The 21,904-nt window shown below is 69.3% G+C and carries 20 protein-coding genes; 9 read left to right on the plus strand and 11 right to left on the minus strand.

Annotated features, from left to right (window positions below; translation table 11 throughout):
* Positions 1-58: 58 nt before the first annotated feature.
* From gyrB to dnaA, 6 genes are all read right to left on the minus strand, one after another.
* Entirely contained in the window at positions 59-2,158 is a 2,100-nt protein-coding gene (gene gyrB / locus ACFWZ5_RS25685) for a DNA topoisomerase (ATP-hydrolyzing) subunit B (RefSeq protein WP_384794176.1), read from the minus strand.
* Positions 2,159-2,443: 285 nt separating this feature from the next.
* Positions 2,444-3,022 (minus strand): DUF721 domain-containing protein, encoded by a 579-nt coding sequence (locus ACFWZ5_RS25690; protein ID WP_384794173.1) that lies wholly within the window; start codon positions 3,020-3,022, stop codon positions 2,444-2,446.
* Positions 3,019-4,140 (minus strand): DNA replication/repair protein RecF, encoded by a 1,122-nt coding sequence (gene recF, locus ACFWZ5_RS25695; protein WP_384794170.1) that lies wholly within the window; start codon positions 4,138-4,140, stop codon positions 3,019-3,021. The genes ACFWZ5_RS25690 and recF overlap by 4 nt, the downstream gene beginning before the upstream one ends.
* 146 nt (positions 4,141-4,286) lie before the next feature.
* Complete coding sequence (gnd, locus tag ACFWZ5_RS25700; protein WP_384794167.1) at positions 4,287-5,165, minus strand: phosphogluconate dehydrogenase (NAD(+)-dependent, decarboxylating); 879 nt, start codon at positions 5,163-5,165, stop codon at positions 4,287-4,289.
* Between the two features lie 133 nt (positions 5,166-5,298).
* On the minus strand, positions 5,299-6,429 hold the full coding sequence (dnaN, locus tag ACFWZ5_RS25705; RefSeq protein WP_384794164.1) for a DNA polymerase III subunit beta: 1,131 nt from the start codon (positions 6,427-6,429) through the stop codon (positions 5,299-5,301).
* A gap of 863 nt (positions 6,430-7,292) precedes the next feature.
* Positions 7,293-9,269: a chromosomal replication initiator protein DnaA gene (gene dnaA / locus ACFWZ5_RS25710; protein WP_384794161.1), complete on the minus strand. Its 1,977-nt coding sequence runs from the start codon at positions 9,267-9,269 to the stop codon at positions 7,293-7,295.
* A 377-nt stretch (positions 9,270-9,646) separates the two neighbouring features.
* On the opposite strand from dnaA, the gene rpmH reads away from it, so the two are divergent.
* The 9 genes from rpmH (at position 9,647) to ACFWZ5_RS25755 (ending at position 16,606) form a co-directional block, all read left to right on the plus strand.
* Entirely contained in the window at positions 9,647-9,784 is a 138-nt protein-coding gene (gene rpmH, locus ACFWZ5_RS25715; protein ID WP_016644655.1) for a 50S ribosomal protein L34, read from the plus strand.
* 20 nt (positions 9,785-9,804) lie between these two features.
* Positions 9,805-10,176, plus strand: a complete 372-nt coding sequence (gene rnpA, locus ACFWZ5_RS25720; protein ID WP_384794157.1) for a ribonuclease P protein component — start codon at positions 9,805-9,807, stop codon at positions 10,174-10,176.
* Positions 10,173-10,532 carry a membrane protein insertion efficiency factor YidD gene (gene yidD, locus ACFWZ5_RS25725; protein WP_384794154.1) on the plus strand — a complete coding sequence of 120 codons (360 nt, stop codon included), beginning with the start codon at positions 10,173-10,175 and terminating at the stop codon, positions 10,530-10,532. Before rnpA ends, yidD begins: the two co-directional genes overlap by 4 nt.
* A 3-nt stretch (positions 10,533-10,535) precedes the next feature.
* A complete protein-coding gene (gene yidC, locus ACFWZ5_RS25730) occupies positions 10,536-11,855 on the plus strand; it encodes a membrane protein insertase YidC (RefSeq protein ID WP_384794151.1) in 1,320 nt (439 codons plus the stop codon).
* Between the two features lie 14 nt (positions 11,856-11,869).
* A complete protein-coding gene (locus tag ACFWZ5_RS25735) occupies positions 11,870-12,385 on the plus strand; it encodes a R3H domain-containing nucleic acid-binding protein (protein ID WP_030676855.1) in 516 nt (171 codons plus the stop codon).
* A gap of 96 nt (positions 12,386-12,481) precedes the next feature.
* Positions 12,482-13,198, plus strand: coding sequence for a 16S rRNA (guanine(527)-N(7))-methyltransferase RsmG (gene rsmG / locus ACFWZ5_RS25740; RefSeq protein ID WP_384794147.1), 717 nt, complete (start codon positions 12,482-12,484; stop codon positions 13,196-13,198).
* 300 nt (positions 13,199-13,498) lie between these two features.
* Complete coding sequence (locus ACFWZ5_RS25745) at positions 13,499-14,575, plus strand: AAA family ATPase (protein ID WP_384794212.1); 1,077 nt, start codon at positions 13,499-13,501, stop codon at positions 14,573-14,575.
* Positions 14,572-15,684 (plus strand): ParB/RepB/Spo0J family partition protein, encoded by a 1,113-nt coding sequence (locus ACFWZ5_RS25750; protein ID WP_384794144.1) that lies wholly within the window; start codon positions 14,572-14,574, stop codon positions 15,682-15,684. The genes ACFWZ5_RS25745 and ACFWZ5_RS25750 overlap by 4 nt, the downstream gene beginning before the upstream one ends.
* Positions 15,685-15,988: 304 nt before the next feature.
* Complete coding sequence (locus ACFWZ5_RS25755; RefSeq protein WP_138960694.1) at positions 15,989-16,606, plus strand: GNAT family N-acetyltransferase; 618 nt, start codon at positions 15,989-15,991, stop codon at positions 16,604-16,606.
* A gap of 135 nt (positions 16,607-16,741) precedes the next feature.
* On the opposite strand, the gene trxA is transcribed toward ACFWZ5_RS25755, so the two are convergent.
* The 5 genes from trxA to ACFWZ5_RS25780 all read right to left on the minus strand — a co-directional run bounded on the left by trxA (position 16,742) and on the right by ACFWZ5_RS25780 (position 21,790).
* Positions 16,742-17,071, minus strand: coding sequence for a thioredoxin (gene trxA, locus ACFWZ5_RS25760; RefSeq protein ID WP_384794140.1), 330 nt, complete (start codon positions 17,069-17,071; stop codon positions 16,742-16,744).
* A gap of 44 nt (positions 17,072-17,115) precedes the next feature.
* Positions 17,116-18,078 carry a thioredoxin-disulfide reductase gene (gene trxB / locus ACFWZ5_RS25765; protein WP_384794136.1) on the minus strand — a complete coding sequence of 321 codons (963 nt, stop codon included), beginning with the start codon at positions 18,076-18,078 and terminating at the stop codon, positions 17,116-17,118.
* A gap of 225 nt (positions 18,079-18,303) precedes the next feature.
* The gene (locus ACFWZ5_RS25770; RefSeq protein WP_384891295.1) at positions 18,304-19,281 is read right to left on the minus strand and encodes an anti-sigma factor family protein; all 978 of its coding nucleotides are present in this window, start codon (positions 19,279-19,281) and stop codon (positions 18,304-18,306) included.
* Positions 19,278-20,051 (minus strand): RNA polymerase sigma factor SigM, encoded by a 774-nt coding sequence (sigM, locus tag ACFWZ5_RS25775; RefSeq protein ID WP_384794130.1) that lies wholly within the window; start codon positions 20,049-20,051, stop codon positions 19,278-19,280. The genes ACFWZ5_RS25770 and sigM overlap by 4 nt, the downstream gene beginning before the upstream one ends.
* Before the next feature lie 35 nt (positions 20,052-20,086).
* Entirely contained in the window at positions 20,087-21,790 is a 1,704-nt protein-coding gene (locus ACFWZ5_RS25780) for a protein kinase family protein (protein ID WP_384794127.1), read from the minus strand.
* Positions 21,791-21,904 lie beyond the last annotated feature (114 nt).

Raw genomic sequence — 21,904 nt, forward strand, 5'->3', positions numbered from 1 at the left:
GCCGGTCAAGATCCTTTCGGTGCGATCAGCAGTCGGCGACGTAGGGCGCCTGACCGGCTCAGATGTCGAGGAAGCGGACGTCCTTGGCGTTGCGCTGGATGAACGAGCGGCGTGCCTCGACGTCCTCGCCCATGAGGACCGAGAACAGGTCGTCGGCCTGCGCGGCGTCGTCCAGCGTGACCAGGCCGAGAACGCGGAGGTCCTGGTCCATCGTGGTCACGCGGAGCTCCTCGGCGTTCATCTCACCGAGACCCTTGAAGCGCTGGACCGAGTCCTCGCGGATGCGCTTGCCCTGCTGGCGGCCGAGCTCGATGAGCGCGTCGCGCTCGCGGTCCGAGTACGCGTACTGGAAGTCGTCCCGGGTCCATTTGATCTTGTACAGCGGCGGCCGGGAGAGATAGACGTGCCCCGCCTCGACGAGCGGCCGCATGAAGCGGAACAGGAACGTCAGGAGCAGCGTGTTGATGTGCTGGCCGTCGACGTCGGCGTCCGCCATCAGGATGATCTTGTGATAGCGGAGCTTCTCGATGTCGAAGTCCTCGTGGACTCCGGTGCCGAAGGCCGAGATCAGCGCCTGGATCTCCTGGTTCTGCAGGATCTTGTCGACGCGGGCCTTCTCCACGTTCAGGATCTTGCCGCGGATGGGCAGGATGGCCTGGTACTGCGGGTTGCGGCCGGACTTGGCCGAGCCGCCTGCGGAGTCACCCTCGACGATGAAGATCTCGCACTTCGTCGGGTCGTTCGACTGGCAGTCGGAGAGCTTGCCCGGCAGGGAGGCGGTCTCGAGCAGGCCCTTGCGGCGCGTCAGGTCGCGGGCCTTGCGGGCGGCGACGCGCGCGGTGGCGGCCTGGATGCCCTTGCGGATGATGTCCGCGGCCTCGTTCGGGTTGCGGTCGAACCAGTCCGTGAGGTGCTCGTGCACGACCTTCTGGACGAAGGTCTTCGCCTCCGTGTTGCCCAGCTTGGTCTTGGTCTGGCCCTCGAACTGCGGCTCGCCGAGCTTCACCGAGATGATCGCGGTCAGACCCTCGCGGATGTCCTCGCCCGTGAGGTTGTCGTCCTTCTCGCGGAGCAGCTTCTTGTCGCGCGCGTAACGGTTCACCAGACCGGTCAGCGCGGCGCGGAAGCCCTCCTCGTGGGTGCCGCCCTCATGCGTGTGGATCGTGTTCGCGAAGGAGTAGACACCCTCGCTGTACTGCGAGTTCCACTGCATCGCGATCTCGACCGAGAGCATCCGCTCCTTGTCCTCGGACTCGACGTCGATGACGGTGGGGTGGACGACCTCGCCCTTGCGGGAGTTGAGGTACGTCACGAAGTCGACGATGCCGCCCTCGTAGTGGTACGTGACGGTGCGGGCCTCGGCGGCCTGGTCGTCGGAGGCCTCGGCGCTGTCGGCGCCCGCCGTGGCCTTCGCCGACTCACGCTCGTCGGTGAGCTTGATCGTCAGGCCCTTGTTGAGGAAGGCCATCTCCTGGAAGCGCCGCGACAGCGTCTCGAAGGAGTACTCGGTCGTCTCGAAGATGTCGCCGTCGGCCCAGAAGGTGACGGACGTGCCCGTCTCCTCGGTGGCCTCGTGCCGCTCGAGCGGTGCCGTCGGGGCACCCCCCTTGTAGTCCTGCGTCCAGCGGTACCCGTCGGTCCTGATCTCGACGGAGAGCTTGGTGGAGAGCGCGTTCACCACGGAGACACCCACACCGTGCAGACCGCCGGAGACGGCGTACCCGCCGCCGCCGAACTTGCCGCCCGCGTGCAGCACCGTGAGCACGACCTCGACGGCCGGCTTCTTCTCGACCGGGTGGATGCCCACCGGGATGCCGCGGCCGTTGTCGACGACGCGCACGCCGCCGTCCGCCAGGATCGTCACGTCGATGGTGTCCGCGTGCCCGGCCATGGCCTCGTCGACGGAGTTGTCGACGACTTCCTGGACCAGGTGGTGCAGACCGCGCTCACCGGTCGAGCCGATGTACATGCCGGGCCGCTTGCGGACCGCGTCCAGACCCTCGAGGACGGTGATGGCGCTGGCGTCGTACGCCGCACCCTCGGCGGAGGCCTCACGGGCCTCGGGAGGTACGGCGCCGGGGTCGCCGGCGGCAGTGGACGGGATGTTCTCGTTGGGGTTGCCGGAATCGGCCACGAAGCGCCCTTTCTGGCACAGCACAAGCCAAGCTCCCGGCGCTGGCCGGAGCGGCTGCGGCGTGTTGCGTTGGTAAGCCTGGTTCAGCTCTTGCTCAGCTTCTCCCGTTGCTCCCCACAACTGGGGCGGGATTAGCTTCCAGTCTACCGGTAGCGCCGACAGTGATGGGGGTTTGCCGGTACCTGAGTCCGCATGTGCCGCCCTGAACCGGCATCAGCCGACTCCCCATATGCGGCCCCGGGCTCCAAGAGGCTCACAGCGGCACTCAGCGCTTCGGGAGATCAACCACCAGCTACTGACCGGTTCTGGTCATCCGTAGGTGTCGCCGGGACCCGTGCTTCCGGGGGCGCGCAGGGGCCCGAAGCGGCGCGCGGGACCCCCGGGGCCGAGGACCTTGATGAGGCGTACGGTGCCGTGTCCCAGGTCCTCGTTGAGGCGGGCGACCAGCTGCGGAGCGAGGAGCCGCAGGTTCGTCGCCCAGGCCGTGGAGTCGCACTGGACGGTGAGGACGCGCTCGCCCTCGTCGTACCGCTGCGGCACGCAGTGCTTGGCCAGGTCCTCGCCGACGATCTGCGGCCAGCGGCCCATGACGCCGCCGACGGCCGCGGGGGTCTCCCAGCCGCGCTCGGTGATCAGACGGTTGATGGCGGAGCCGAGCGGCAGCGGGTCGCGCCCGTCGGCGCGCGCGCCCGAGCGCAGGCCGCCGCGCCGGGCCTGCCGCTTCTGCAGGGTCGCGTCCCCACGCGCGCGTGCCTGCTCCTTGGCCGCGCGCAGGGCGACCCGGGCGAGGTCGACGCCGGACGGCTCCGGGGGTGCGGGCTTCTGGGGCTCCGACGGCTGCTCCGACGGCTTGGGGGACTCGTCCGACGGCTTGGCGGACTCGGTCATACGCGGCGCACCTCGCCCTCGGACACGGCGTAGCGGGTGCCGGTGAGGACGCCGGGCACGTCGTCGTCGACTGCGGCCGTCACCAGGACCTGCTCACCGGGGGCCACCAGCTCGGCGAGGCGCTCGCGGCGGCGCGCGTCCAGCTCGGCGAAGACGTCGTCGAGGACGAGCACCGGCTCGTTGCCCTCCGCCCGGAGCAGGTCGTACGAGGCGAGGCGCAGCGCCAGAGCGTAGGACCACGACTCTCCGTGGGAGGCGTATCCCTTCGCGGGCAGCTGGCCAAGTTTGAGTAGCAGATCGTCCCTGTGGGGTCCTACGAGGGTGACGCCCCGCTCGATCTCCTGCTTGCGGGCGTCGGTGAGCGCGGCCGTCAGCTGTTCGTAGAGGGCCTCACGGGTGTGGGCCTCGCCCGGCGCGGACGGCTTGTAGTCGAGCGCGATCGGGCCGCCGCCGGGGGCGAGCTGCTCGTACGCCTTGTCGGCGAGCGGCTGCAGTGTGGCGATCAGGTCGAGGCGCTGGGCGAGCAGCTCGGCGCCCGCGCGCGCGAGGTGCTGGTCCCACACGTCGAGCGTGGACAGGTCCATGGAGCGGCCGCCGTGCCTGCGGGCGAGGGCGGCGGACTTGAGCAGGGTGTTGCGCTGCTTCAGGACCCGGTCGTAGTCGGACCGCACCCCCGCCATGCGCGGCGAGCGGGCGGTGATCAGCTCGTCGAGGAAGCGCCGCCGCTCCCCGGGGTCGCCCTTGACCAGCGCCAGGTCCTCGGGCGCGAACAGGACGGTCCGCACGATGCCCAGGACGTCACGCGGTCTGACCTGCGACGATCTATTGATCCGGGCGCGGTTCGCCTTGCCGGGGTTCAGCTCGAGCTCGATCAGCTGCTGGCGCTCGCCCTGGCGGACGGCGGCCCGGATGACGGCCCGGTCGGCGCCCATGCGGACGAGCGGGGCGTCCGAGGAGACCCGGTGGCTGCCGAGCGTCGCGAGATAGCCGACGGCCTCGACGAGGTTGGTCTTGCCCTGGCCGTTCGGGCCCACGAACGCGGTGACGCCCGGGTCGAGCGGAACCTCGACCCGGGCGTACGAGCGGAAGTCGGCCAGGGACAGATGCGTGACGTGCATGGTGTGCGCCGACCTCCCCCGGCTTGCTTCTGTGCTTGCTTTCCCTTGGTCCACTGGGCCACCAGTGGTGCTGTCGCCGGTTCGCCGCGGTGCGCGGGTCCACCGCGAACCGCACAGGCTGTGGACGAAGGGGTGCGGGCTGTGGCTCAGCCCTTGGACTCGACGGCGTGCCCGCCGAACTGGTTCCGCAGGGCCGCGATCATCTTCATCTGCGGCGAGTCGTCCTGACGCGAGGAGAACCGTGCGAACAGCGACGCCGTGATGGCGGGCAGCGGCACCGCGTTGTCGATGGCCGCCTCGACCGTCCACCGGCCCTCGCCGGAGTCGGCCGCGAAGCCGCGCAGCTTGTCCAGGTGCTCGTCGTCGTCCAGGGCGTTGACCGCGAGGTCGAGCAGCCAGGAGCGGATGACCGTGCCCTCCTGCCAGGAGCGGAAGACCTCGCGGACGTTCTCCACGGAGTCCACGGCCTCCAGGAGCTCCCAGCCCTCGGCGTAGGCCTGCATCATCGCGTACTCGATGCCGTTGTGGACCATCTTCGCGAAGTGGCCCGCGCCGACCTTGCCCGCGTGCACCGAGCCGAAGTCGCCCTCCGGCTTGAGCGCGTCGAAGACCGGCTGCACCTTGGCGACGTTCTCCTTGTCGCCGCCGTACATCAGCGCGTAGCCGTTCTCCAGGCCCCAGACGCCGCCGGAGACGCCGCAGTCGACGAAGCCGATGCCCTTGGCGGCGAGCTCCTCGGCGTGCTTCTCGTCGTCGGTCCAGCGCGAGTTCCCGCCGTCCACGACGACGTCGCCCGGCTGCAGGAGCTCGGCGAGCTCGTCGATGGTGGACTGGGTCGCGGGTCCGGCCGGCACCATCACCCACACCACGCGCGGGCCCTTGAGCTTGCTCACCAGCTCTTCGAGGCTGTGGACATCCGCGAGGTCCGGGTTGCGGTCGAATCCGATGACGGTGTGGCCTGCGCGGCGGATGCGCTCGCGCATGTTGCCGCCCATCTTGCCGAGACCGACGAGACCGAGCTCCATCAGTGCGTTCCTAACTAGCGATGTGGCGTGAGGGCACGTCGCCGCCGTCCGGAATCCGGGCGGCTCGCGTACCCGCGGCACGTTCGTACCCGCGTCCGAGCCTACGCCCGGACGCGGCCACACACCTGTGGGCTCAGCCGCTCAGACGTACGGGCATGATCAGGTACTTGTACGCCTCGTCGGCCTCCGCGTCGAGCGCGGGCTTGCCGCTCAGGAGCGCGGGCTTCGTGGACGTCGTGAACGACAGCTGGGCGACCGGGGAGTCGATCGCGCTCAGGCCGTCGAGCAGGAACGTCGGGTTGAAGGCGATCGAGATGTCGTCGCCCTCCAGCTGGGCGTCGACCCTTTCCACAGCCTGTGCGTCGTCGCTGGAACCGGCTTCCAGGATGAGCACGCCCTGCTCGAAGCTGAGCCGCACCGGGGTGTTCCGCTCGGCGACGAGCGCGACGCGCTTGACGGCCTCCACGAAGGGGGCGGTCTCGATGACGGCGACGCTGTTGAACTCCGTCGGGAACAGCGTGCGGTACTTCGGGAGGTCGCCCTCCAGGAGGCGGGTCGTCGTGCGGCGGCCCGCGCCCTCGAAGCCGATGAGGCCCTCGCCCGCGCCGGAGCCGGAGAGCGCGAGCGTGACCGTGTCGCCGCTCGTGAGCGCCTTGGCGGTGTCCAGGAGCGTCTTGGCGGGCACCAGGGCGACCGCGGAGGTGTCCGGGTTCTCCGGCTTCCACAGGAACTCGCGGACCGCGAAGCGGTAGCGGTCGGTGGAGGCCAGCGTGACCGTGTCGCCCTCGATCTCGATGCGGACACCGGTCAGGACGGGCAGCGTGTCGTCGCGGCCCGCGGCGATGGCGACCTGGGAGGCGGCGGAGGCGAAGACCTCACCGGGGACGGTGCCCGTGGCCGTCGGCATCTGCGGCAGCGCCGGGTACTCCTCCACAGGCAGTGTGTGGAGGGTGAAGCGCGAGGAGCCGCAGACCACCGTCGCCCGTACACCGTCTGTGGAGATCTCCACCGGGCGGTTGGGCAGGGCGCGGCAGATGTCGGCGAGCAGGCGGCCGGAGACGAGGACCGTGCCCTCCTCGTCGACCTCCGCGTCCACGGAGACGCGGGCCGAGACCTCGTAGTCGAAGCTGGACAGGGAGAGGGCGCCCTCCTCGGCCTTCAGCAGCAGGCCCGCGAGGACGGGCGCTGGCGGCCGAGCCGGGAGGCTGCGTGCCGCCCACGCCACCGCCTCCGCGAGTACGTCGCGTTCCACCCGGATCTTCACTTAGCCGCCCTCCTGCTGTTGCTGGCACTGGGGACCAGTCTGACGCACCGCACTGACAGCTGGTGCCCGTCGGGGTCAAGTCGTGCCGAGAGGTCGTGGCGGGCCGAGCCGAGAGTTGTGCACAGCCCCCGCTTCAAAGCGAAAACCGGACTCTCTCTAGTCGGGAGTAGTAGTAGGGGCTGTGGAAACCGTGGATAACCGCGAATACGCAGGTCACTGCCCGTTTTTTGTCCACGGGCCCTGTGGGCGGCGGCGGTGGACAACCAGGTGGATCTGTGGACGGGCGAAAGTTCTGCACACCCGATGCACAGGAGAGGGGTACTTCTCCCCAGCCCTGTCCCCAGCTTTACCCAGCTTCCCCACAGGCCAATCGACCACCATGGTGTGACGCCTTTCACTCGACCCGGTGAGAGGGCGCGTCGCGTTGCCGAACAGTGGACAGCCCTGGGGAGAAGCTGTGCACAACCGGCCCCAGCCTGTGGGCCGCCGGTGGACAACCGTCGGCACCCCCTGTGGACAAGATCTTCATCCACAGCCTGTGGAGAGCGTTCGTCCACGAATCCACAGTCACCTGACCTGGCCTGATAGTCATTCAGCAGCGTCCCCTGTGGACACGATCTGGACAACTTCCCAGTCCCCAGGGTGTGGACGCGGTAAAGGCCACAGATCTGTGGAGAACCCACCCCTGGTGACCACGAATCGAACAGAAGATGACGAACAGGTCGCGCTCGCACGCGCGGTTTTCGTTGTGCACAGGTGTGGGTACGCGCGCGTGGCGCCGGAAAACGGGTCGGGAAAACGGCACAGGGCGCCCCAGGAGACGTGCTCCTGGGGCGCCCTGCGGTGACGTAACTCTGGTGCTGTCAGCCGTTCTTGATGCGGTTCGTGAGCTCGGTGACCTGGTTGTAGATGGAGCGGCGCTCCGCCATCAGCGCGCGGATCTTCCGGTCGGCGTGCATCACCGTCGTGTGGTCGCGGCCGCCGAACTGGGCACCGATCTTCGGCAGGGAGAGATCGGTGAGCTCGCGGCACAGGTACATGGCGATCTGTCGCGCCGTCACCAGGACCCGGCTGCGTGACGATCCGCACAGGTCGTCCACCGTGAGACCGAAGTAGTCGGCGGTCGCCGCCATGATGGCCGTCGCCGTGATCTCCGGGGCCGCATCCTCGCCGCCCGGGATCAGATCCTTGAGGACGATCTCCGTGAGGCCCAGGTCCACGGGCTGTCGATTGAGGCTCGCGAACGCGGTGACGCGGATCAGCGCGCCTTCCAGCTCGCGGATGTTGCGCGAGATCCGGGACGCGATGAACTCCAGGACCTCCGGCGGGGCGTTGAGCTGCTCCTGCACCGCCTTCTTGCGCAGGATCGCGATCCGCGTCTCCAGCTCGGGCGGCTGGACGTCCGTGATCAGGCCCCACTCGAAGCGGTTGCGCAGCCGGTCCTCCAGGGTCACCAGCTGCTTGGGCGGCCGGTCGCTGGAGAGCACGATCTGCTTGTTGGCGTTGTGGAGCGTGTTGAAGGTGTGGAAGAACTCCTCCTGCGTCGACTCCTTGTCCGCGAGGAACTGGATGTCGTCGACGAGCAGGATGTCCATCTCGCGGTACCGCTTGCGGAAGCTGTCGCCCTTGCCGTCGCGGATGGAGTTGATGAACTCGTTGGTGAACTCCTCGGAGCTCACGTAGCGCACGCGGGTGCCGGGATACAGGCTGCGGGCGTAGTGCCCGATGGCGTGCAGCAGATGCGTTTTGCCGAGTCCCGACTCCCCGTAGATGAACAGCGGGTTGTACGCCTTCGCCGGCGCCTCGGCCACGGCGACCGCGGCCGCGTGCGCGAAGCGGTTCGACGCGCCGATGACGAAGGTGTCGAAGAGGTACTTCGGGTTCAGGCGGGCGGTGGGCTCACCGGGGCCTGTGGCGGGCGCGGGCTGGGCGGCCAGCGGGCCGGGGGCACCGCTCGACGAGGGCAGGGAGGTGCCGCCGCGGCCGACGGGTCCTGCGGGGCCCCCGGACCCTCCGGGGCCTCCGTGCGGCCCTGAACCGGGGCCCGCACCGGGGCCCGCACCGGCGGGCGGCTCGGGCAGCTCGTGCCGCCCGCGCCGGTCGTGCCGGTCGTGCCGGTCGTGCCGCTCCTGCGCCTGCCGCTCGGAGAGCTGCTGCTCGTACGGCGCGCGCTCCTGCGGGGGCCCCGAGCGGTAGTCGTGCTGCGGCTGCTGGCCGGGGCTCGCGTACGGGTCGCGGTCGGGGTATCCCAGGCGGGGCTGCTGCCAGCCGTAGTCGTCCTGCGGCTGCTGGGGCCAGGCACCGGGGCGCTGGTAGTCCGGATACGCCGGGCGGGCCGTCGGCAGCTGGTCGGGGCGCGAGCCCGTGGGGTGCTCGTCCCCGGAGCGCCGGCCGTACGCGTCGTACGTGTCATGTCCCTGACCGGAGGGGGGCGGCAGCTCGGGCTCCTCGTACCGGGGCGGGGCCTCCTCGTAGCGGGAGGGCTGGTCCTCGTACCGGGGAGGCTGCTCCTCGTAGCGCGGCTGCTGCTGGACGGGCGGCGCGGGCGGCGTCGGAGGCTCGCCCACGGAGTCGTCGACGGTGATGGCGATGCGGATCGGGCGGCCGCACTCGCGGCTCAGGGTCTCGCTGACGACCGGGGCCAGGCGGCCCTCCAGTACGCCCTTGGCGAACTCGTTCGGCACGGCGAGCAGCGCGGTGTCGGCGACGAGCGCGAGCGGCTGACAGCGCCGGATCCAGTGCTCGTCCTTCGCCTCGACGCCCTGCCCACGCCCTTCGCCCAGCAGCTGTTCCAGAACCCTTGGCCACACTGCGGCAAGATCGGCAGGTACGTCAGCCACAGGGCACGCTCTCTCACAGGTCCCACGAAGGTGTGGTTCTTGGGACGGGTCGGGACGGAAATCGGGATGGGCAGGGGGAAGGGAACGAATCGGAGTTCAGCCACGGTAGTCAGGGCGACGGGTGCGGTTCAAGTTGTTGTCCACAGGCTGTGCACAGTGTCTCTCCCTGACGGCTGGTTTGACCGGATGGCGTAGCCCCGCGTACCGTAACCAGGTCGAGTTGTCGATGGCTGCTGCCGCCTGCCTCCGATGGGCAAAGATCACGATCTGTGATTGTGAAGCGGTGCACTCGGTGCGTATACGCGAGCTTCTCGTGGGCGCACGGTGACAGCCAGGCGATGCCCCGCCACCACACACATCATTTCTGGAGCCCCCGAGTGAGCAAGCGCACCTTCCAGCCGAACAACCGTCGTCGCGCGAAGACCCACGGCTTCCGGCTGCGGATGCGCACCCGTGCCGGCCGCGCCGTCCTGGCGTCCCGCCGCAGCAAGGGTCGCGCCCGCCTGTCCGCCTAAGCGCATTAGGTCATGACGTCGTGCTGCCTACCGAGCATCGGCTGAGGCGGCGCGAAGACTTCGCGACCGCGGTACGCCGAGGACGCCGGGCCGGACGCCCGCTACTCGTCGTCCATCTACGCAGCGGTGCAACGGACCCGCACGTGCCAGGGGAGAGCGTTCCCCCGACGCGTGCGGGTTTCGTCGTGAGCAAGGCCGTGGGTGGAGCCGTCGTACGCAACAAGGTCAAGCGCAGACTCCGCCACCTCATGCGCGACCGATTGGCCGTGGTGCCCCCCGGTAGCCTGGTAGTCGTACGAGCGTTGCCCGGCGCGGGCGACGCCACCTACGCACATCTGGCCCGAGACCTGGACGCCGCCCTGGAGCGGCTGCCGGGAGGGGGCGCGCGATGAAGTACCCGCTGCTGGCGCTGATCAAGCTGTACCAGTGGACGATCAGTCCGCTCCTCGGCCCGGTGTGCAAGTACTACCCGTCGTGCTCCCACTACGGCTACCTCGCCATCGACCGGCACGGTGCCGTCAAGGGAACAGCGCTCACTGCCTGGCGCATCCTGCGGTGCAATCCGTGGTCGCTCGGTGGTGTCGATCACGTTCCGCCGCGCAAGCGTCCGCGGTGGCACGAGATGCTGCGCGCCTCCTGGCGCGAACGCAAGGGCGGGCCCTCCGCCGCTGGCGTGCCGACCGGGGACCTCCCACCGGCTCCCCCGAGCCCGGCCGCCGAGACCCCGTCCCATGCTCAAGGAGCCTGATTAGTGGACACGATTGCCGGTTTCTTCAGCTTCATCACGACACCCGTCTCCTGGGTCATCGTGCAGTTCCACAAGCTGTACGGTGCGATCTTCGGCCCTGACACGGGCTGGGCCTGGGGCCTGTCGATCGTGTCCCTGGTGATCCTGATCCGAATCTGCCTGATCCCGCTCTTCGTGAAGCAGATCAAGGCGACCCGGGCCATGCAGACGCTGCAGCCCGAGATGAAGAAGATCCAGGAACGCTACAAGAGCGACAAGCAGCGTCAGTCCGAAGAGATGATGAAGCTGTACAAGGAGTCGGGCACCAACCCGCTCTCCTCGTGCCTTCCCATCCTGGCGCAGTCGCCGTTCTTCTTCGCGCTGTACCACGTGCTCAACGGCATCGCGTCCAACAAGAAGGTCGGCGTCATCGACCAGCAGCTGCTCGACAGCGCTCGTGACGCCCACATCTTCGGTGCCCCGCTCGCGGTGAAGTTCACGGACAGCGCCGACAAGGTCGCCTCGCTGGGCGCCACGCTGACCGATGTGCGCGTCGTGACCGCGCTCATGATCATCCTGATGTCGGCGTCGCAGTTCTTCACGCAGCGCCAGCTGATGACGAAGAACGTCGACACGACGGTGAAGACGCCGTTCATGCAGCAGCAGAAGATGCTGATGTACGTCTTCCCCATCATGTTCGCCGTCTTCGGCATCAACTTCCCCGTCGGTGTCCTCGTCTACTGGCTGACCACCAACGTGTGGACCATGGGCCAGCAGATGTACGTGATCCGCCAGAACCCGACCCCGGGCTCCAAGGCCCAGGCCGCCTTCCTGGTGCGCCTGCAGAAGCACGTCACGCACGCCCAGAAGACCCGTAACCGCCGCGAGACCAACGTCGTCAAGGCCATCGTCGCCAAGGGCCGCGACCGTAACGAGTACGAGCGCAAGTTCATCAACGGTCTGAACAAGGCGGGCCTCACGGCCCAGGCCGACGGCACCATCGTGGTGAGCGAGTCCCCCGTGGCCGTCGACGAGGACGGGACCCCGACCGCCGCCGCCCCCAAGCGGCAGCAGCCGAAGCGCCAGAGCAAGGCCAAGCGCCAGTCCGCCACCGGCAGCCCGAAGGCGGACGGCGGCGCCGACGCCAAGACGGACGGTGACGCCAAGGCGGACGGCTCCGCGAAGCCCTCGCTGTCCAAGTCCGAGGACAAGCCCCAGGACGCCGCGGCCAAGACCAAGTCCGGCGGCGCCACGGGCGGCCAGCCCGGCCAGGGCACCCGTAGCAAAGCCAAGTCCGGACAGCGCAAGGGCCAGCAGCGGCCCAAGCACCCGTCCAAGAAGTAAAAGGAGTCCATCCCGTGACGGAAGGCACCACCACCTCCGCCGCAGCTGAGGCCGGCGACGCTCTGACCCGCCTTGAGCAGGAGGGGGAGATCGCGGCGGACTACCTCGAGGGTCTGCTGGACATCGCCGACCTCGACGGCGACATCGACATGGACGTCGAGGCCGACCGTGCCGCGGTCTCGATCATCAGCGACGCCGGCAGCCGTGACCTGCAGAAGCTGGTCGGCCGCGACGGTGAGGTCCTGGAGGCGCTCCAGGAGCTGACCCGTCTCGCCGTGCACCGCGAGACGGGCGACCGCAGCCGCCTGATGCTGGACATCGCGGGCTATCGCGCCAAGAAGCGCGAGGAGCTGTCCGAGCTGGGCGCCAAGGCCGCGGCCGACGCGAAGAGCTCCGGCGAGCCGGTCAAGCTCAAGCCGATGACGCCCTTCGAGCGCAAGGTCGTGCACGACGCGGTCAAGGCCGCCGGTCTGCGCAGCGAGTCGGAGGGCGAGGAGCCGCAGCGGTTCGTCGTTGTGCTCCCCGCCTGATCACACCCTCTTTCCGGCCCCGTCTGTTCGCAGACGGGGCCGGTCTTTGTCAGCCTGATAGTCAGTGACCCAGTGCGGTACGGAAGGACGGTCCCCGTGACGGAGGAAGCGGAGCTCCCCCCGGCGCCGGAAGTGGCACGGACGGTTTTCGGTGAGCGTTACCAGGACGCGGTCAGGTACGCGGAGCTGCTCGCCGAGGCGGGAGTGCAGCGTGGCCTGATCGGCCCTCGTGAGGTGCCCCGGCTGTGGGAGCGGCACCTGCTGAACTGCGCCGTGCTGTCCGAGGTGGTGCCCGAGGGCGTGACGGTGTGCGACGTCGGCTCCGGCGCCGGACTGCCCGGCATTCCCCTCGCTCTCGTCCGCGAGGACCTGAAGATCACGCTCCTTGAGCCCTTGCTGCGGCGCACGAACTTCCTCACCGAGGTCGTCGAGCTGCTGGGGCTCGACCATGTGACGGTCGTCCGCGGCCGCGCCGAGGAAGTGCTCGGCAAGCTGCCTCCGGTGCATGTCGTGACCGCGCGGGCCGTCGCCCCGCTCGACCGCCTCGCCGGCTGGGGCGTCCCGCTGCTGCGCCCCTACGGGGAGATGCTGGCGCTCAAGGGCGACACAGCCGAGGAAGAGGTCAAGGCAGCCGGGGCCGCCCTGAGCAAGCTCGGTGCGGAATCCGTCTCCGTCGTGCACGTCGGCGAGGGCGTGGTGGACCCCCTGTCCACCGTCGTCCGGGTCGAGGTGGGCGAGAGCCCGGGTGGTGTGCGCTTCGCCGCCAAGCGGGCCAAGGCCGCACGCGTGGGACGGGCTCGGCGTCGCCGCTGATTCTTCGCTTTGTGGGACGAGTCCAAGTCTTTCGCTGATCCGTCCTGACGACGAGCCGTACTCCACAAAAGCTGTCAAACGTACGCAAACCGGGGTGTCGCACGAGCGGCACCCCGGTTGCCGTGCATCGTGTTTCACGTGAAACGTCGCTCACTACTGCATGGCATCATCAGTCGCGGTCGCGCTGCGGGACCTCGCGAGCGTCGGCCACTCGGTTCCCTCGATAAGGGAACGGAGTTGTCCACAGAGGTGGATTCGTCCACAGAAGACCGGGCCTCGCTGGTTCACGACCCCGAAAGCATGGGAGGCTCTGTTCATTGCGAGCCTGAAGTCGAGGAGAGTGAATCCTTGCGGTCCGACGCCAACATCGCGGGACCGATGACCGATCCGGTCCCCGGTCCCCGTACCGAGTCGGTGGGGGAGGATGTTTCACGTGAAACACCGAGCCCGATGGACGACACCCCTATCGGTCGTGCTGCCCAACTAGCGGTGGAAGCCCTTGGCCGCGCGGGCGAAGGCCTGCCACGTCCCGAGCAGACCCGGGTCATGGTGGTCGCCAACCAGAAGGGCGGAGTGGGCAAGACGACGACAACCGTCAACCTTGCCGCCTCGCTGGCCCTGCACGGCGCACGGGTTCTGGTGATCGACCTCGATCCGCAGGGCAATGCCTCCACGGCCCTTGGCATCGACCATCACGCCGAAGTCCCTTCTATCTACGACGTGTTGGTCGAGAGCAAGCCTCTCGCCGAAGTCGTCCAGCCCGTCCCCGATGTCGAGGGACTCTTCTGTGCCCCGGCCACCATCGATCTCGCCGGTGCGGAGATCGAGCTGGTGTCGCTGGTCGCACGGGAAAGCCGACTGCAGCGCGCCATCCAGGCCTATGAGCAGCCGTTGGACTACATCCTGATCGACTGCCCGCCGTCCCTTGGCCTGTTGACGGTGAACGCACTGGTGGCCGGCGCGGAAGTGATGATCCCCATCCAGTGCGAGTACTACGCGCTGGAAGGCCTTGGCCAGCTCCTGCGCAACGTCGATCTGGTGCGCGGTCACCTCAACCCGCGCCTGCGCGTATCGACGATCCTGCTCACCATGTACGACGGCCGGACCCGGCTCGCCTCCCAGGTGGCGGACGAAGTGCGCAACCACTTCGGCGACGAGGTGCTGCGTACGAGCATCCCCCGCTCGGTGCGGATCTCCGAGGCGCCGAGCTATGGACAGACGGTGCTGACTTACGATCCAGGCTCAAGCGGTGCCCTGTCGTACTTCGAGGCGGCACGGGAGATCGCGTTGCGCGGAGTGGGTGTGCGCTACGACGTGCAGCACGCTCACGCGAGCGTTCAGAACGACCAGCAGAACATGACGGAGGGGATCCAGTGAGCGAGCGACGGAGAGGGCTGGGCCGTGGCCTCGGCGCTCTGATCCCTGCGGCTCCTACAGAGAAGGCGGCCGCCACGGCCGTGAGCGGAGCTTCCACCTCACCCACCGCCGTGCCGGTGCTCACCGCCGAGCGCGGAGTGGCGGCCGCGAAGGTGGCCTCGCTCCCGCAGACTCCCGTTTCACGGGAAACGCCGGAGCCGACGGTGGCCGACGTGGCCGACGAACTGGCCAGCCCTGCCGGGGCGCATTTCGCCGAAGTGCCGCTCGACTCCATCACGCCCAACCCGCGGCAGCCGCGTGAGGTCTTCGACGAGGACGCTCTCGCGGAGCTGGTGACCTCCATCAAGGAGGTCGGGCTCCTCCAGCCCGTCGTCGTACGCCAGGTGGGGCCCGCGCGCTACGAGCTCATCATGGGCGAGCGCCGCTGGCGTGCCTGCCGTGAGGCGGGCCTGGAGCGCATCCCGGCGATCGTGCGGGCGACGGAGGACGACAAGCTCCTCCTGGACGCACTCCTGGAGAACCTGCACCGCGCTCAGCTCAACCCGCTGGAAGAGGCCGCGGCCTACGACCAGTTGCTCAAGGACTTCAAGTGCACGCATGACCAACTGGCGGACCGGATCGGCCGTTCACGGCCGCAGGTCTCCAACACGCTGCGTCTGCTGAAGCTTTCGCCGACGGTCCAGCGTAGGGTCGCCGCCGGAGTGCTGTCCGCGGGCCATGCCCGTGCGCTGCTCTCCGTCGAGGACTCGGAGGAGCAGGACAGGCTCGCCCATCGGATCGTGGCCGAGGGACTCTCGGTCCGAGCCGTGGAGGAGATCGTGACCCTCATGGGGTCGCGGCCGCAGAGCAAGCCGAAGGCCAAGGGCCCGCGTGCCGGTACGCGCCTGTCGCCCGCGCTGAGCCATCTCGCCACGCGCCTCTCGGATCGCTTCGAGACGCGGGTGAGGGTGGATCTGGGCCAGAAGAAGGGCAAGATCGTCGTTGATTTCGCCTCGCTGGAGGACTTGGAGCGCATCCTCTCCACGCTCGCTCCGGAAGAGGGCCCGGTTCTCAGGAACGGGCTGGCCGAGGCGGCGGCCGAGGACCTCGCGGAGGACGAGGACGACTGAGCTCCTGCGACGCCTGTGAGAGCAGGCCGTGTCCGGTGCGTGCCGGAACACGGCCTGCTCTTTGCTTTTCCACGGTGTCGAGGCAATCGCATCGTGGATACGATGCGTTCGGGTATGGCGCATCCACCTGAAGGCACCTCTAAGGGGAGGCGGGGGCCATGCGAACGGTGAGCCGCACCGGACTGATGACCGCAGGGCTCGGGCTCGGCGCGGTCGGTGGTTTCGTCGGCAGCCTGCTCAGGGAACGGAGCGCACTGACAGCCGCCCGTGGCGCCGCGGGCGAAGGAAGTGAGGAACCGCCTTCATGGGGCGACGGCTCGTACCGCTCACGCTGGACAACCTTCCGGACCTTCCCAAGCGCTGCCGCGCGTGTGTCTTCTGGGAGCTGGACCCGGTCAGCGGCCAAGCCGCGCTGAAGGCCGGGACACCGGAGCTGGAAAAAGAGGCGTGGATCTCCGCCGTCCTCCTGGAATGGGGATCCTGCGGCCGGGTCGTCTACGTCGACGACGTGCCGGTGGGCTTTGTGCTCTACGCGCCTCCGGCCTACGTCCCGCGTTCCACCGCTTTCCCCACGAGCCCTGTCTCCCCGGACGCCGTGCAGCTGATGACCGCCTGGATCATGCCCGGATATCAGGGGCAGGGCCTGGGCCGCGTCATCGTGCAGACGGTCGCCAAGGATCTGCTGCGCCGGGGCTTCAAGGCCATCGAGGCGTTCGGCGACGCACGCTGGGAGAAGCCGGCCTGCGTGCTGCCCGCGGACCATCTGCTGGCGGTGGGCTTCAAGACGGTCCGGCCGCACCCCGCGTATCCGAGGCTGCGCCTGGAGCTGCGTACGACGCTCTCCTGGAAGGAAGACGTGGAGCTCGCCCTCGACCGCCTTCTGGGTGCGGTGCAGAAGGAGCCCGCGCTGCGGCCGCTGTAGGGCGCGTGGGCGCAAGGGCCGGGCGACGAGGCCTCAGGAGCAGGACCTGGAACATACGAATGGGCCAACCCCAGGGGGCTGGCCCATTCGTGTTTCACGTGAAACATCGCGCGCCGCGTCCGCGGCCCACGCGCGCTACTCCGCGATGAAGTCCGCCAGGTCCTTCTCGATGGCGGCCTTCGGCTTGGCGCCGACGATGGTCTTGGCGACCTCACCGTTCTGGTAGACGTTCAGCGTCGGGATGGACATGACGCCGTACTTGGCGGCCGTACCCGGGTTCTCGTCGATGTTGAGCTTGACGATCTCGATCTTGTCGCCGTGCTCCTTCGCGATGGCCTCGAGCGACGGGGCGATCTGGCGGCACGGACCGCACCAGGCGGCCCAGAAGTCCACCAGTACGGGCTTGTCGCTCTTCAGGACGTCCGCCTCGAAGGAGGCATCGGTCACGTTCTTCAGGTTGGCCACGGCGGGCTCCTAACTTGATGGTGCGGGTGGGGCGAAGGAAGGGGTCAGACTGCGGTGGCCGCCGCGGTCTCGCTGTCCGCGAGGGCGGCGAGGAAGCGCTCGGCGTCGAGAGCGGCGGAGCAGCCGGTGCCCGCCGCCGTGATCGCCTGGCGGTACGTGTGGTCGACGACGTCACCGGCGGCGAAGACACCGGTCAGGTTCGTCCGGGTCGACGGCGCGTCGACCTTCAGGTAGCCCTCGCCGTCCAGCTCCAGCTGGCCCTTGAAGAGCTCCGTGCGCGGGTCGTGGCCGATCGCGATGAACAGGCCGGTCACGGGCAGCTCGGACGTCTCACCCGTCTTGACGTTGCGCAGGGTGAGGCCGGAGAGCTTCTGGTCCCCCTTGACCTCGGCGACCTCGCTGTCCCAGACGAACTTGATCTTCGGGTCGGCGAAGGCGCGCTCCTGCATCGCCTTGGAGGCGCGGAGGCTGTCACGGCGGTGGACGACCGTCACGGACTTGGCGAACCGGGAGAGGAAGGTCGCCTCCTCCATGGCCGTGTCACCGCCGCCGATCACGGCGATGTCCTGGTCCTTGAAGAAGAACCCGTCGCAGGTCGCGCACCAGGAGACGCCGCGTCCGGACAGCGCGTCCTCGTTCGGCAGGCCCAGCTTGCGGTGCTGCGAGCCCGTCGTGACGATGACGGCCTTCGCGCGGTGCACGGTGCCCGCCGTGTCCGTCACGGTCTTGATCTCACCGGTGAGGTCCACGGAGACCACGTCGTCCGGGACGAGCTCGGCGCCAAAACGCTCGGCCTGGGCGCGCATGTTGTCCATGAGGTCGGGGCCCATGATGCCGTCCCGGAAGCCCGGGAAGTTCTCCACATCGGTGGTGTTCATCAGCGCGCCACCCGCGGTGACGGCGCCCTCGAACACCAGAGGCTTCAGCGACGCGCGCGCGGTGTAGAGCGCCGCCGTGTAGCCGGCGGGCCCGGAGCCGATGATGATCACGTTACGGACGTCGGTCACGGCTTGATTCCTCGTCTCTGGACTGCTGCGTACTGCTGGCGTGTGCCTGTCTCAGGGTTCTCACCCCACCCAACGGATCCTACGGGGCGAGCATTCCCCACGTGTCCGAGCACACGGATGCCGCGGCCGCCCGGCTGGTACGGGGACCGCACGGAAGCGCCCAGAGACGCTGGGTGGAGGAGCTGGGGCGCCGAGCTGGGGCGCCCGCTGGCGGTGCGGGCCCGCTCAGCCCCGGGGGTAGGACTGGGTCAACAGCACCTTGCCCGCGGCGCCGGGCGCCGCGGACGCGTTCACGCAGGCGGCATCGACGATATAGGCGGAGACCTTCGTGCTGTCGGTCTCGTGCGTGACAACGACGAGGTAGGCGTCCTTGCCCTCATAGGTGCCCTGGTCCGCGGCGAGCGGCGCACGGCCGTCGAGGCCGATGCCCTGCTCGATGCAGGCGGGCACCTCGACGTAGGCCGGCCCGCCTTTCCTGTGACCATCGTCCGACGAGCCCCGCGAGGGGGTGTCCGGGCTGGCCTTGGTGCCGAAGGTGGGACTGGGAGTCGTGCTCTCGCCCCTCACCGACGGATCCTTGGCCAGCAGATCGGCGACCTGACTCTTGAGCTTGCCCTTCGAGAACGTGGCCGTGTCCGACTGCCCGGATGCCGTCTCCGTTGAGCCCGACGAGTCGCTCTCCCACGGCTGGAGCACCAGCAGTGAGCCGAGCCCCAGGGCAGCCGCAGTGAAGACGGCACCGATGACGGTGGTGCGGCGGCGCCTGCCTCGGGTACGGCCTCCGCGGCCGGGCCCGGTGGCCGCGCGGGCATGACCGGCGGGGGCGTGCGTGGCGGCACTGGGCGTGGCGCTCTCTGCGGGCGCAGGCTTGCCTGCCTTGCTCGTCTTGGTCGTTTTGCTCGACGCCGTGGTCGATGTTTCACGTGAAACATCGACCGAGGGCGCCGTGGCATTCAGCAGTGCTTCGGCCGCCAGCGCCGCGTCGATGCGCTCCGCGACGTCGGCAGGCATCCGGGGCGGGCCCGGCAGCGTACCGAGCATGCCGCGGATCTCCTCGAGGGAGTCGTAGACGTCGGTACAGAGTGCGCAGTCGTCCAGGTGCTGGCGCACATCGCGGGTACGGGACGGGGAGAGCAGGCCTTCGGTGAGGTCGGAGAGCTCGGTGACGTCCGGGTGCCCAGCCGAGTCCGTCGTCGTGGTCACGCTCGCCCACCTCCGCCCTTCATTGCCGCTGAATCACCGGGTCCCGCCTCCTGAGAGTCGGTATCCGGGGGGTCCGCTGCCGGTGGGACGGTTGTCCCCTGCGTCCGGTTCCTTCCTGGGCCCGCCTTTTTGCCGCCGCGCTGGTCACCGGGTGCACTGCCCTTGGCCGGCGGGGGTGCCTGGGAGCCCGGCGGTGCCTGTGTCCGCAGATGCGCGAGGAGGGGCAGGAGTCTTGCTCTGCCCCGGGCGCAGCGGCTCTTCACCGTGCCGGTGGGGATGTCGAGCACCCGGGCCGCCTCGGCCACGGGATAGCCCTGCATGTCCACCAGGACGAGCACGGCACGCTGGTCGGCCGGGAGGGTGCTGAGGGCCCGCAGGAGCTCGCGGTGCAGATCGCCGCGCTCGACGGGGGCCGCGGCCGACTCGTGCGGTTCGAGGAGCTGCTCCAGGCGCTCGGTGTCCTCCACCGGGGAGGTCTTGCGGGAGGCCGTCTTGCGCGCCCGGTCCAGGCAGGCGTTCACCGTGATGCGGTGCAGCCAGGTCGTCACGGCGGACTGGCCGCGGAAGGTGTGTGCGGCGCGGTAGGCGGAGACCAGGGCGTCCTGGACGGCGTCCGCCGCTTCCTCGCGGTCCCCCAGCGTGCGCAGGGCGACCGCCCACAGCCGGTCGCGGTGACGGCGGACAAGCTCACCGAAGGCGTCCTTGTCGCCGTCGACGTGGCGGGACAGGAGGTCCTGGTCGCTCAGCTCGCCGTGTGCGGCGTTGTCCACCTCGAACCCCCTCCCCACGCCGAGATGTGCGGGCCTCAGCCCTTGAAGCCCTTGAACTGGACGTCCGTGATGCCCTGCCGGTAGCCGGGTTCGCGGTACTGCTCGTTTCCGACGTGCGGAACCGCCGTCACCCAGAGGAGCACGTACTGCGTCTTCACCTTGGAATTCGCCTTGAGCTTCAGGGAGGAGCCGTTTGTCTTGCCTCCGCCGATCTTCTTCAGGGAGTCGACTGACCCGGTGGGTGACATCGAGTCGGCCGCGTACAGCGAGATCGACGTGTAGGGCCCCTTGTACAGAAGCCTTATCGACGCGTCCGAAAGCTTCTTGGCCGATCCCAGGTCGTAGACGATGCCGGCGCCGGGCTTGTACGGAGCCAGGGGTGGCCCCGCCTTGTACGTCGCCGTGCGCCAGAGCGCGGAGCCGTCCTGGTAGGACTTCTTGAACTCGCCGCCCATGCCGCTCGCCTGGGCCCTCTCGACCTCGATCGGCTTGCCGGGCTTGGCCTTGTTCTTGTCGCCGCCTTCGGACGTCTGCGACGTGTCCGAGTCCCCCGACTTGCTGTCGCGGTCCATCAGGGCGTCCGCGAGCTGCCAGCTGCCCAGGCCGAGCGCGGCGATGAGCAGCGCCGAGACCGTCCACTTGAGGGCCCTTCCGGTGCGGCCCTGCAGCGGGGGCGGCGGGGCCGGGACCGGCTGCGTCGCCCCTGGGGGCTGTGCCGTACGGCCGTACGAGCCCTGCTGGTAGGTCGTGCGCTGGTACTCCGGAGGCGCCGTGAAGGTGGGCTCCGGGGGCCGGATGCGCGGCATCTCGCCGACGGCCTTCACCAGGTCGTCCGGCGTCGTGCAGGCGGGCTCCTGGCGGGAGGCCGTCGCGCCGTCGTTGGCGAGCGCGCGCATGGCGAGCTCGGACAGGCCGCGGTGCACCCCGGCGCGGACCTGGTCCGGCGGGATCAGGCCGACGCCCTTGGGCAGCCCGGACAGGCCGTGCGCGTCGTTCTCGTACGGCCAGCGCTGGGTCAGCGCGGCGTACAGCAGGGCGCCGATGGCTTCCGTGTCGGTGCGCTGCGGGGTCTCGGAGCTGATGCCGCGCAGCGCGGCGTTCACGGCGAGGCCGCGGATGCGGTACTGGCCGGACGAGGTGCGCAGGACCGCGCTGGGGTTGAGGCGCAGATGGGCGAGGCCCTCGCGGTGGGCGGCGGCCATGGCCTGAGCGACCTGGCTGACGAGCTGGTAGGCGTCGTGCGCCTCCAGCGGTCCCGAGGCGAGCAGCGTGGTGAGTTCCGTGGCGTCCGGGAGCCACTCGTGGACGACGTAGACGAGGTCGTTCTCCTCGACCGCGTCCAGGACCTGGACGAAGCGAGGGTCGCCCAGCAGGGCCGAGGAACGTGCGGCGGCAAGCACCGAGCGGCCGCGCGGGTGATCCGAGGGCAGCACGTGCACGCCCACGGCGCGGCGGAGCTTTTCGTCGACCGCTCGCCAGCTGCTGAATCCGTCCAGACGGGTGACGCACTCTTCGAGGCGATAGCGTCTGGCGAGTTTGTGGCCGCTGTGCAGTTCTGGGGGCGTGGTCGCCCCCGGCGGACTCGTGGGCCCGTTCGCCTCCGCCGTGCTGTCGTCCGCCGTGTCCCGCTCCCGGCTCTGGGCCACCCCGTCGGCCGTGGACTGCTCCGCCTGCGCGGTCAGCGGCTCGTCACCGCTGTTGTCTGCCACGTCGACGGCAGCCGTGCTCCGTTCCGCCACCGTCGTTCCTGCCTCCCCATCCGTTGCGCTTCGTCAGACGCCAAAGCCAATTGTGCCCACAGTCCGCCGCTATGCACGACACACGGTGGCCGACGATGGTTGTGCGAGCCCGGG

The sequence above is a fragment of the Streptomyces sp. NPDC059003 genome, from assembly GCF_042740445.1.
Classification (GTDB): Bacteria; Actinomycetota; Actinomycetes; order Streptomycetales; family Streptomycetaceae; genus Streptomyces.

Bases quoted from the DNA above. Each gene is read 5' to 3' on its own strand.
- ACFWZ5_RS25690 (WP_384794173.1), bottom strand. From the start codon at position 3,022: ATGACCGAGTCCGCCAAGCCGTCGGACGAGTCCCCCAAGCCGTCGGAG.
- recF (WP_384794170.1), bottom strand. From the start codon at position 4,140: ATGCACGTCACGCATCTGTCCCTGGCCGACTTCCGCTCGTACGCCCGG.
- gnd (WP_384794167.1), bottom strand. From the start codon at position 5,165: ATGGAGCTCGGTCTCGTCGGTCTCGGCAAGATGGGCGGCAACATGCGC.
- yidD (WP_384794154.1), top strand. From the start codon at position 10,173: ATGAAGTACCCGCTGCTGGCGCTGATCAAGCTGTACCAGTGGACGATC.
- ACFWZ5_RS25745 (WP_384794212.1), top strand. From the start codon at position 13,499: ATGGGAGGCTCTGTTCATTGCGAGCCTGAAGTCGAGGAGAGTGAATCC.
- ACFWZ5_RS25755 (WP_138960694.1), top strand. From the start codon at position 15,989: ATGGGGCGACGGCTCGTACCGCTCACGCTGGACAACCTTCCGGACCTT.